Here is a 10,495-nt window from a genome sequence, read left to right on the forward strand (position 1 = left end):
AAACAGGTGGCCCAGCAATTGGCGGTGGTTTTTCAAAACAATGGCGAGGGCTTTCCCGCCACGGTATTAGAAACCGCCATGATTGGCCGCCACCCCTTTATTTCGCCCTGGGATATCGAGAGCGCCGAGGATTTAGCCATCTCCCGCGCCGCCCTGCAAAAATTAGAACTGGCCGATTTAGAGCACCGCCTGATTAGCACTTTATCTGGCGGCGAGCGCCAGCGTTTGGCTATTGCCACTGCGCTAAGCCAAACTCCTAAACTGTGGCTGGCCGACGAGCCCAGCAACCATTTAGACTTAAAACACCAAGTACAGATTATGGAGTTATTAGCCGAGCAGGCGGCGGCTAACTGCGGCATTGTGCTGTGCCTGCACGATTTAAATTTAGCGGCCCAGTGGTGCGATAAAATTTTACTACTCTACCCCAATGGCGATGCCTGCTGGGGCGATGCCGACACTATGCTCACCACCCCCGCCTTAGAGAAACTTTATAATCAGCCCCTGCGCAGCATTGTTAGCGACGGCCAGCGCTACTTCATTCCCCTGAGCAGCAGGAATTCTAGTGGATGAATAGCAACGCCTTTACGCCAACCGAGATCGACACAGTGTATCGGGTGATTGCCGAACGCCGTGACATGCGTCATTTTTGCGGCGGCGAAGTGCCCCACGACACCTTAATGAAGTTGCTCGGCGCCGCCCACCTCGCGCCCAGTGTCGGCCTAATGCAGCCCTGGCGCTTTATTCGGATTCAGAATCCTGAGCTGCGTAATTCACTTTACAACACGGTGCAAGAAGAACGCATTAAAACCGCCCAAGCCTTGAACGAGCGCGAAGACGAATTTATGCGTTTAAAGGTAGAAGGCGTTAAAGACTGCGCCGAGCTGATTGTTGTCGCCTTAATGGATCAGCGCGATAAGCATATCTTTGGTCGCCGCACCCTGCCCCAAATGGATTTGGCTTCGGCATCCTGCGCTATTCAAAATCTGTGGCTGGCGGCCCGCGCCGAAGGCTTGGGCATGGGCTGGGTGTCGCTGTTTGATCCCGAACAAGTAATGCAGCTGTTAAACATGCCCAGCGGCAGCCTACCCATTGCCATACTCTGTCTTGGCCCGGTAGATGAATTTTACCCGCGACCGATGCTAGAGACCGAACTGTGGGCCAAGCGCAAGGATCTTGATGAACTGATTATGCAAGACGGCTGGCAAGACTAAGGTGCAGGTCTGGCGTCGGAAGTCGGAGGTCAGACGCGGTGGCTGCAAAACGCTGGATGGGAGACGGGAGACGCTAAGAACTCTGGTCGGAGCTCAGTTGAGGGGCGGCAAGGTCTCGCGGCCAAGCCAATTACGTCAGACGTCAGACGTCCAGCTAGTTTTAGTGTCTCCCGTCGCCCTAAATAGACGAACCACGCCAATTAAATTAAGTGACATACAGCGATGACCCTAACATTAATGATTCAAGGCACTACCTCGGACGCCGGTAAAAGTGTAACGGTCGCCGGTCTGTGCCGTGTTTTTAAGCGACGCGGCCTGAGTGTTGCCCCGTTTAAACCCCAGAATATGGCCTTGAACAGCGCGGTGACCCCAGAGGGCGGGGAGATTGGCCGCGCCCAGGCGGTCCAAGCCCAAGCCTGCGGTCTGCCGTCACACACCGATATGAATCCGGTGCTACTCAAACCCAATAGCGACACCGGCGCCCAGGTGATTATTCACGGCAAGGCGCTGAGCAATATGGAGGCGCAGGATTACCACGCCTATAAAAAACGCGCCATGGCCGCGGTGTTGGAGTCCCATCAGCGCCTTTGTCAGCAGTATGATGTCATCGTGGTCGAAGGTGCGGGCAGCCCCGCCGAAATTAATTTACGCGCCAATGATATTGCCAATATGGGCTTTGCTGAGGCGGTGGATTGCCCAGTGGTGATTGTGGCCGATATTGATCGCGGCGGTGTGTTTGCCCATTTGGTCGGCACTCTAGAATTATTATCGGAAACCGAGCAGGCGCGAGTAACAGGCTTTATCATCAATCGCTTTCGCGGCGATATCGCCCTGCTTCAGTCGGGCCTCGACTGGCTAGAAGAGCGCACCGGCAAACCGGTCATCGGTGTGGTGCCCTATATTCACGACCTGCATTTAGAAGCCGAAGACGCCATCGACAGCCGCCAAACCCTAAGCGAAAACGCGATTAAAGTGGTGGTGCCGGTGTTCACTCGTATTAGTAATCACACCGACTTCGACGTTTTGCGTCTGCACCCGCAGGTCGATCTAAAGTTCGTGGGCAAGGGCGAAGCGATACCGCCCTGCGATTTAATTATTCTGCCCGGCAGCAAAAGCACCCGCCGCGACTTAGATTATTTGCGCAGCAACAACTGGCACAAGGACATAGAAAAGCACCTACGTTACGGCGGCAAGGTCTTGGGGATTTGCGGCGGCTTTCAAATGTTAGGCCGTGCAGTACATGACCCCGACGCCATCGAGGGCGACGCCGGATCAACTACCGGCCTTGGTCTGCTCGACATGGAAACCACCCTCGGCAGCAGCAAAACCCTGCGCCAGGTCAGCGGCCATTTATGGGAAGAACAAGCCAAAATACGCGGCTATGAAATTCACGCGGGCATTAGCACTGGTCCGGCACTGGATACGCCCTTTGCCGATTTAGGCAGCCATCGCGACGGCGCCCGCAGTGCCGACGGTCAGATTATTGGCAGCTATTTACACGGCCTCTTTGACGAAAGCGACACCCGCGACAGCCTGCTTAAATGGGCAGGCCTCAAAGACGTTGCGGCGCTGGATTACGCGGGGGTGATTGAAAGCAATATTGATAGACTCGCAGATTGCTTAGAGGCGCATTTGAATATTGAGGCTCTGCTAACACCACTCGCTGGCCGTTAACAAAGCCCTAGGCACCCCCAAATTAAAGGGTAAAGGCCACAAACAATTCATCCAGCGCCGACAGCGGCAGCATAGCCAAGCCTTGCAAAATCGGCGGCAAAACCTGCGTATCTAAATGGTAGGCCACTTCTTGGCTCACTAACAGTAAGGCGGTGCCCAAAAATTTGGGACCAAGCCCTATCGCATCGCTCACCCCACTTGGCGCATATTCTTCAATAGGCACAACATTGAGCAAAATATTGGCGAGCAGGTCGTCGGTGGTCGACGCTAATACTTGGGCCATTTCGCCGCTGTCAACATTGCCGGTCGCATCGAGTAAACGAGTAACGTCGATTAATAATTCGGACAATAAGTCCAATGAGGCGCCAGCTACCGGCACACTGCCGCCCTCTTCAGCAATGCTATCGACAATGTTTTGAATATTGCTAGCTAAATTACGCAAAGGATCAGTGATGCCACGCAGATCGGCGCTGGCATTTCCATCTGCAGTATCATCATCAGAAGGCGACTCCGCACTGAACTGCTCCAGCGCAGCGCTGAGCTGGTCGAGGGGCGCAGGCAAGCCCTGACCCTCGACCGGAACCAGACTGTCTTGTAAGCTTTGCAATGCGTACTGCAGGGCCTGATTTGCCCGTGCTGCACCGGCCAAGGCCAAGTCTGGATTCTGCTCAGTGGCAGCGCCCTGCAAACCCGTGATCAGCGAATCGGCAACTTCCAGTAGTGCAGTACCGGATTCACCCACCCCCGTCACAAGGCGACTAATATTTTCTTCGGGAATGGCCGTAGCAAGACTGTTAAAGCCGCTGCTAAATTGCGTCTGTACCGGGTCAAGATTACCGCTCTCACCGTTAACGTCAAAGCTGTCGTTAGCTTGCAGTGGGCTAGTAAAACCTTCTGATTCAGGCAAGCCAATTGCGTCTTGCTGAATTTGCTCGCGCCGAAATGCTGGCTCAGGCTGACTAAGTGAACCTAAGCCCAAGGCTGGGTCGGCGGGATCGACTTGATAGATTTCGCCCACCATTTTATCGCCCTTAATCTCGACCCAGACAAAGCCGTAATTATCGCCCTTTTCATAAAACACGGGATTATCGTCGCGGTGTTCAAGACTGCGGGTTTTACTGGCCGCACCCGAGAGAATAAAACCAGTTTTACCACAGGAAGCCACTGGCATCAGCCACTGCAAATCGTGATCGTGACCGGCAAAAAAGAAATCGGCTTTATCGCATAGGGTTTCTTCAACAAATGCTTTATAGCGTTCACCGGCTAATACCGGCGCAATAAACGCAGGGGCACCGTCGTAATTACCGGCATTGCCATGGGAACCGTTGGAGATATAAGGATGGTGAGCAAAGACAATTTTCCATTTGGCTTTGCTGCTGGCCATCGCCGATTTCAGCCACTGAGCTTGAATCAAGCCGTAATTATTGTATGAATAGTTTTCATTGCTGTCGGGGAAGCCACCAGCGATTTGATTGGAGTCGATACCAAAGAACTCCACCAATGGCGTGGCGGCCTCGCCGCCGTTGGTAAAGCGATAGTAGCGCGACGGCATCTTCCAGCGTGAAGTTTGCCTAGGCGAATCTGGATGCTGACTATCCCGGTAGTGATAGTCGACCTCAAAGTCGCCTTTGGCATTATTGGCACCATCGCCGCCAAAAAAACCACTGTTATCGTGATTGCCAAGTACAAAATAAAAGGGCAAATCAATTGGCGCAAAAGGCAGTTCAAACTTCTCTTCAAACTGAGGGTCCAGCGCCGAACTCACCCCCGACTCGTAAATATTATCGCCGAGCCCCAGCACCAAATCGCAGCCTCTGACCGCGCACACTTTCGCCACCGCCTTACCAACCGTATAGGCTCCCTCGCTGCCACTGCCGCTGTCGCCTAGCAGTATCATTCTAACAACGGCGTCGTCTTTATCGGGAGACGTATCTGGCGTGCTGTCTACAGGGGCTTCTTGGAGCGGGCCATCGACCGCTGCCGTCGGCTTTGCCGAAGAGTCCCCACCACACGCGGCTAGATTAAGCAGTAATGCAATTAAACTCGCCTTAGCGAAACAAGGTAATGCCTTCATAGTTATCCAACATTTCAAAATGTTTTAAAATTAATCGCTACACACTAAACAATACCCAGTGCTACTGAAACCCTAAACATATTTACAAATCAGAACTTGGGCCGAGATAGCGGCGTATCTTCTTTTAAACGACTGCTGCCGCGTTCAACCGCCATACTTTTTACTTTACTCAACTCCACCCCAGATTGATCCGCGGCGTCGATATTTTCAGCATAGTAAAATTCAGCCTGAGCGCGCTGATGAGTAACATCCATTAAAATAAAGCCGTGATTTTTCAAGTCGGTGTATTTCATATGGGGATTCACCACTGGCAGTACCGCCGACACCAATTCTGCGGCGCCGTCAGGGAAGCCGGGTGACGTTACGCTGGGGGTAACAAACTCCACCCCCAGCGGTTCCTCAAATACCCCTGATGTTAATATCGCGCTACTTTTATAGAGTTCATTGGCCCAGCTGCTATGAATATCGCCTGTTAACACCACCATATTTTTAATGGCATTTTCTTCCACAAAATCCAGTACCTCTTCACGCTCTCTGGGATAGCCGTCCCACTGATCCATATTTATGGCCACCAGCGGACTAAACTCATTGGTCGGCACACCCGGCAATAAGCGCTGAATTTCCAGCAGTTGCAGCTGAGCAAACATCACCTGCTGGCCCACGATTTTCCAGGTATTTTGCGCGGTAGCGAGCTTGTTTTTAAACCACTCTTTCTGGGTTTGCCCAAGCAAGTCGCGGGCGTCGGTTCGCGCTGGGTCAGCAGGGTTATCCAACTGCTTAACGCGCCCTTCTATGCGGGTATCCAGCATGACGAAGTCGGCTAAATCGCCATAGCGGAAGCTACGATAAATACTGTCTTCGGTGGCCGTAGGGGGGCGAATTGGCATCCACTCAAAATAGGCTTGAATCGCTTGAGTCTTGCGCGCATCCCATTCGCCCTCACCGTCGCTGTGATTATTAGCACCATCTTTGTAGGCGTTATCGGCGGTCTCGTGATCATCCCACACGGTAATAAAGGGGTGAGTCCGATGCACTGCTTGTAAGTCAACATCACGGCGGTAATGGGCATAGCGACGACGGTAATCGTCTAACACCAAAATTTCGTGATTTGGATCGAGCAGGCGACCCGCGTTGTCACCGTACTCGCCATCACCATATTCGTAGATGTAATCGCCCAAGTGCAGAACAAAATCGAGATCGCTGCGATTGGCGATCATCCGGTACACCGAGAAATAACCGTGGGGGTAACTGCTGCAGGAACACACCGCAAAGCGTAAATGCGCTGCGTATTGACCTGGCATGGGCAGCGTCAGTGCCCGACCAACTGGCGATAGCTGCTCACCAACTGAAAAGCGGTACCAGTAATGTTGTTCAGACAATAAACCAGCGGCGTCGAACTTCACCGTATAATCGCGTTCGGGGCCAGTCACCAAATTTTCTGCCAATACGACATTCTCAAACTCAGGGTCTTCAGCAACCTCACATAGAACGGTAATACCACCGCCGTCGGCTTGGTCTGGCGTGACTCTCGTCCACAAAATAACGCGATCATCTAGCGGGTCGCCACTCGCGACACCATGAACAAATGATACCGGCGGTGCAGTCACAGGAATGCCTGTGGGCGGTTTGCTGGCCGTCGGCGCGCGATTGGAATTGCTGTTGCTACCGCAGGCTGTCAATATAGGCACCGCGATAGACACAGTACTCATGGCGCGTAGAAAATGGCGTCGGTTCACGTATGGCTCACTCGTACTGTCATTTAAAAGTAACGGCATGATAACCACGCCTTGTTACAGTTAAGTTTCAGTAAAAAAAGCCAAAGCAACACAAATCAGGTCGCCCCCGACCCTATGAAGATGGAATGCAAATGTATAAAGCCTTATTAATTTTCTTCTGCGCAAGTATTGTGGCCTGCAGCAGCAAGCCCATCCCCTTTACCGATTACATTGTGAGTAATTTACTGCGGGATAATTTAATGAGTCTTGCCGAACCGGCAATATTCAGCATTGAAGAAATTATAATTATTGAAAGTGAACACAGCGACAATAGTGGCCGCGCAACCGTAGATGTGCGCCTGAAGTTTCCAGAAGATTTCGACACGGTTACTAGCCTGCACAAGCTGGAGCCATTTAATATGGCTTACAAACAGTATCAAAGCAGTTTTGGCAAATTCGCGGCCGGTGAGCAGCAGGTACACCACGCCGAGTACCAGTTTCAGCGCCGGGATGGAAAGTGGTTCATTGTTGGAAGCAAAGCCCTTTCGCCACCGGATATTATTGCCGTAACAGCCCAGACACCAGCAAACTAAAGGCTTGCTGGTACACCGCACATCAAGATTAAAAGTGACTAGCCAGCTGGACCCATGGCGCCTTGCCTTCTTGATGGTAAACGCTAAAACGCGTCATACCCGCATAGGGCACATTTATTCGCGTCATCGCCCCCATGGGCATACCCAGCAGATGACACATCATTACCCGAATGACTGCGCCGTGCACCACCAGCAATACCGATTGCCCTTGATGATGCTCAACAATAGCGTCGATGCCGGTACTAATACGCCGACAGAAATCTGGCATAGCCTCGCCATTAGGTGGGCTTGCCTCAGCGGGCGACTCCCAAAATTCTGCCCACTCACGGGTAAAGCGTTTTCTCGCCTCTGAGTGGGCCAAGCCCTCCCAATCACCAAAATGCATTTCGCGCAAATCGTCCTGCACTGTCAATGTCGTGGCGCGCTGCGCAGCAAGATCTTCCGCAAAACGTAGACAGCGCTGTAAAGGCGAACTCACAATATGATCCCACTGCATATCGCCTAAGGCAGTAACTTTATCGCGCATTTGCTGCCAACCTAACTCGCTGAGTGCCACATCGGTGCTGCCGCGAAAAATTTCACCACCTTGGCAAGCGCCGTGACGCAGTAAATCGACATGGGTTTCTGTGACTTTAGTCATTACCGCGACTTACCCCTGCTTGCTCAAAGCTCGCCATTTCAATTTGCAAACGACAGGCCGCTTGCATAATGGGCAGCGCGAGCGCCGCACCAGTGCCTTCGCCCAAGCGCATATCCAGTTGCAGGAGTGGCTCGGCTTCCAATTTATTCAATAAACGGCTGTGCCCCGGCTCGGCAGAACAATGCGAGAAAAACAACCAAGGCCGAATAGAGGGATTCATTTTTACTGCAGAAATTGCCGCCGCCGTGCAGATATAACCATCGACCAATACCACAATGCCACGCTGAGCAGCGCGAATATAAGCGCCCGCCAAGGCATTAATTTCGTAGCCGCCAATACGACGCAATACTTCTACACCGTTTTTCATATGAGGTAGATGCCGGGACATCGCGCGGGTTACCACCGCCGCCTTTTTCGCCAAAACCTGGTCGCTAATACCGGTACCGCGACCAACCATCGCGGTAGCCGAAAGACGGGTGTGCGCTACTGCCAGCGCTGCCGCAGCGGTGCTATTACCAATGCCCATCTCACCGCCAATAAACACATCAATGTCGCCAGCCTGATCTATTATGCCGCGTCCTACCGCCAAGGCTTCTTCGCACTGTTCCAAAGACATGGCTTCGGTAACACACATATTTTGGGTGCCAGCGCCCACCCGTAAATCCTGCACATTGGGTAGATCTTCGAGCGCGTAAACAGTACCCACATTGACCACGGTGAAATCAATGCCCATCGATTTAGCCAAGACGCTGATCGCCGCGCCGCCATTGGCAAAATTGCGCACCATTTCTGAGGTGACAGTTTGCGGGTAGGCCGAAATATCTTCAGTGGTCACGCCGTGATCACCCGCGAATACCGCAATTAATGCTTTGTTAGCATGAGGCTCCAAAGTGCGCTGAATAGCCGACATCTGCACCGCAACATGCTCGAGACGACCAAGCGCGCCACGGGGTTTGGTTAAACTATTTTGCCGCGCGATGGCTGCAGCCCGCATTTCTTCGTCAGCTTCCGGTGCCGCTTCCTCGTACCAATGACTCATATCTATTCCCTTTAATCTTATACTTTAATTTTTTAAAACTTGCTCTAAACCCGCGGTAACAAACACCACTCTATCGGCTAGCGCGGCAATGTCTTGGTGCAAACGCCCAGACTCATCCACAAAGCGGCGGGTGAGCGAACCCAGCGGCACTATGCCCTGCCCCACTTCATTGCTAACCAACACAAGATGCCCAGGTGCGGTTTGCAAGGTATGCAAGAATTGCCCCTTCACCTGCTGCCAGTTGTCGTCATCTTCTTTGGCCAGCCAATTACTCAGCCATAGAGTGAGGCAATCCACCAAAATAGCCGTTTGCGGTGTCGCGTATTGCCGTATTACCGCAGACAATTCCTCTGGCGCCTCTACAGTACGCCAATCATCAGCCTCGCGCTGCTGTTGATGATGTTCAATTCGTGCCGCCATTTCTGAATCGCCAGCAGTCGCGGTGGCCACATATATCCGCTGCAGCTTAGACGCACACACACGCTGCTCGGCCAAACGGCTTTTACCAGAGCGGGCGCCACCCAAATACAATTCCAGCATGCATATACTCCACTACGATGCCGAGACTGCCACCGTTTAGCGATCTGACGTATAGTAAACCGCTTATTCTACAAGACTCGACTTCATTGAGGGAAATATGGGACATCGATTATCCAAGATTTACACGCGAACTGGCGATGACGGCACCACCGGCCTCGGCGATGGCTCACGTATAGACAAAGACCACTGCCGTATGGAAGGCATAGGCACAATTGATGAAGTAAATTCTTTTATCGGCTTGCTGATGGCAGAGTTGCCCACAGCGGACCCCTATTCACCCTTGCTTGCCCGTATTCAGCACGACTTATTTGACCTAGGCGGCGAGCTGGCCGTGCCCGGTTACACCATGATAAGCCCAGAACGAATCGATGAGTTAGAAGTCAGCCTCGACGAACTAAACGCCGACCTGCCACCCTTAAAAAACTTCATCCTGCCCGGAGGCAGTAAAGCCGCGGCTCTTTGCCATATGGCCCGCGCCGTGTGCCGCCGCGCCGAACGCTGCTTGGTCGCGCTAAGTAAAACCGATGAAGTAAATGCCACGGGCCGCAAATATTTGAATCGCTTGTCAGACTTTTTGTTTGTCATGGCTCGGCTGCTAGCGCTGCGCGACGGCGGCCAGGAAGTATTGTGGGTGCAGGCGGATAAGCGTTAAACAACTGAATGACGCTAAAAATGCAACATCATCGCCAGAAGGATAGTTGCGTTGCCCTTAATCCCCAGCCTCGTTGACGAGATGGACCCCTGCCTTCGCAGGGGCGGTGCTCGGCCTCCGCAGGAGTGACGAGTTTTAGACCTTCTGTCTTCACAGGAGTGACGTATCGCCCGTCCAGCATTAAGCGGACGCCCTAAGCATTAGCCTTCCCGCATAAGGCACTCGACTCAACTACCCCCACAACCAGGCAGCGCCGCGCACGCCACTGCTATCACCGTATTTTGCGGGCAGTAGCTTGGTGACGCATTGGTCGCTAAAAATATAATTGCACCAATATTGTGGCACGGTTTCGTAAAG

10 protein-coding genes are annotated in these 10,495 nt (G+C 52.7%); 5 read left to right on the plus strand and 5 right to left on the minus strand.

Features of this window, described 5'->3' with window-relative positions:
- From ABYP33_RS15435 to ABYP33_RS15445, 3 genes are all read left to right on the plus strand, one after another.
- Window positions 1-570: ABC transporter ATP-binding protein (locus ABYP33_RS15435; RefSeq protein ID WP_373092053.1), on the plus strand; the 570-nt coding region annotated here is incomplete at its 5' end.
- The gene (gene bluB / locus ABYP33_RS15440) at window positions 567-1,211 is read left to right on the plus strand and encodes a 5,6-dimethylbenzimidazole synthase (protein WP_373092054.1); all 645 of its coding nucleotides are present in this window, start codon (window positions 567-569) and stop codon (window positions 1,209-1,211) included. The genes ABYP33_RS15435 and bluB, both read left to right, overlap by 4 nt.
- Before the next feature lie 222 nt (window positions 1,212-1,433).
- Window positions 1,434-2,885: a cobyric acid synthase gene (locus ABYP33_RS15445; protein ID WP_373092055.1), complete on the plus strand. Its 1,452-nt coding sequence runs from the start codon at window positions 1,434-1,436 to the stop codon at window positions 2,883-2,885.
- Between the two features lie 22 nt (window positions 2,886-2,907).
- On the opposite strand, the gene ABYP33_RS15450 is transcribed toward ABYP33_RS15445, so the two are convergent.
- Both ABYP33_RS15450 and ABYP33_RS15455 read right to left on the minus strand, forming a co-directional pair.
- Entirely contained in the window at window positions 2,908-4,959 is a 2,052-nt protein-coding gene (locus tag ABYP33_RS15450; RefSeq protein ID WP_373092056.1) for a metallophosphoesterase, read from the minus strand.
- Window positions 4,960-5,048: 89 nt separating this feature from the next.
- On the minus strand, window positions 5,049-6,734 hold the full coding sequence (locus ABYP33_RS15455; RefSeq protein ID WP_373092057.1) for an alkaline phosphatase: 1,686 nt from the start codon (window positions 6,732-6,734) through the stop codon (window positions 5,049-5,051).
- Window positions 6,735-6,826: 92 nt separating this feature from the next.
- Between ABYP33_RS15455 and ABYP33_RS15460 the strand changes: the two genes are divergently transcribed.
- The gene (locus tag ABYP33_RS15460; protein ID WP_373092058.1) at window positions 6,827-7,267 is read left to right on the plus strand and encodes a hypothetical protein; all 441 of its coding nucleotides are present in this window, start codon (window positions 6,827-6,829) and stop codon (window positions 7,265-7,267) included.
- Window positions 7,268-7,295: 28 nt separating this feature from the next.
- Here the strand turns inward: ABYP33_RS15460 and ABYP33_RS15465 are convergent, their stop codons facing one another.
- The 3 genes from ABYP33_RS15465 to cobU are packed head-to-tail and all read right to left on the minus strand — an operon-like array spanning window position 7,296 to window position 9,486.
- Window positions 7,296-7,907 (minus strand): histidine phosphatase family protein, encoded by a 612-nt coding sequence (locus ABYP33_RS15465; protein WP_373092059.1) that lies wholly within the window; start codon window positions 7,905-7,907, stop codon window positions 7,296-7,298.
- On the minus strand, window positions 7,900-8,946 hold the full coding sequence (gene cobT / locus ABYP33_RS15470) for a nicotinate-nucleotide--dimethylbenzimidazole phosphoribosyltransferase (RefSeq protein ID WP_373092060.1): 1,047 nt from the start codon (window positions 8,944-8,946) through the stop codon (window positions 7,900-7,902). The genes ABYP33_RS15465 and cobT overlap by 8 nt, the downstream gene beginning before the upstream one ends.
- Before the next feature lie 24 nt (window positions 8,947-8,970).
- Complete coding sequence (gene cobU / locus ABYP33_RS15475; protein ID WP_373092061.1) at window positions 8,971-9,486, minus strand: bifunctional adenosylcobinamide kinase/adenosylcobinamide-phosphate guanylyltransferase; 516 nt, start codon at window positions 9,484-9,486, stop codon at window positions 8,971-8,973.
- A gap of 97 nt (window positions 9,487-9,583) precedes the next feature.
- On the opposite strand from cobU, the gene ABYP33_RS15480 reads away from it, so the two are divergent.
- A complete protein-coding gene (locus ABYP33_RS15480; RefSeq protein WP_373092062.1) occupies window positions 9,584-10,138 on the plus strand; it encodes a cob(I)yrinic acid a,c-diamide adenosyltransferase in 555 nt (184 codons plus the stop codon).
- Window positions 10,139-10,495 lie beyond the last annotated feature (357 nt).

Origin of the sequence: Zhongshania sp. (assembly GCF_041584495.1) — a bacterium.
GTDB lineage: Bacteria > Pseudomonadota > Gammaproteobacteria > Pseudomonadales > Spongiibacteraceae > Spongiibacter.

Coding starts and splice junctions, on each gene's coding strand:
- cobU (WP_373092061.1), bottom strand. CDS start 9,486: ATGCTGGAATTGTATTTGGGTGGCGCCCGCTCTGGTAAAAGCCGTTTG.
- ABYP33_RS15445 (WP_373092055.1), top strand. CDS start 1,434: ATGACCCTAACATTAATGATTCAAGGCACTACCTCGGACGCCGGTAAA.
- ABYP33_RS15460 (WP_373092058.1), top strand. CDS start 6,827: ATGTATAAAGCCTTATTAATTTTCTTCTGCGCAAGTATTGTGGCCTGC.
- cobT (WP_373092060.1), bottom strand. CDS start 8,946: ATGAGTCATTGGTACGAGGAAGCGGCACCGGAAGCTGACGAAGAAATG.
- bluB (WP_373092054.1), top strand. CDS start 567: ATGAATAGCAACGCCTTTACGCCAACCGAGATCGACACAGTGTATCGG.
- ABYP33_RS15480 (WP_373092062.1), top strand. CDS start 9,584: ATGGGACATCGATTATCCAAGATTTACACGCGAACTGGCGATGACGGC.
- ABYP33_RS15455 (WP_373092057.1), bottom strand. CDS start 6,734: ATGCCGTTACTTTTAAATGACAGTACGAGTGAGCCATACGTGAACCGA.
- ABYP33_RS15450 (WP_373092056.1), bottom strand. CDS start 4,959: ATGAAGGCATTACCTTGTTTCGCTAAGGCGAGTTTAATTGCATTACTG.
- ABYP33_RS15465 (WP_373092059.1), bottom strand. CDS start 7,907: ATGACTAAAGTCACAGAAACCCATGTCGATTTACTGCGTCACGGCGCT.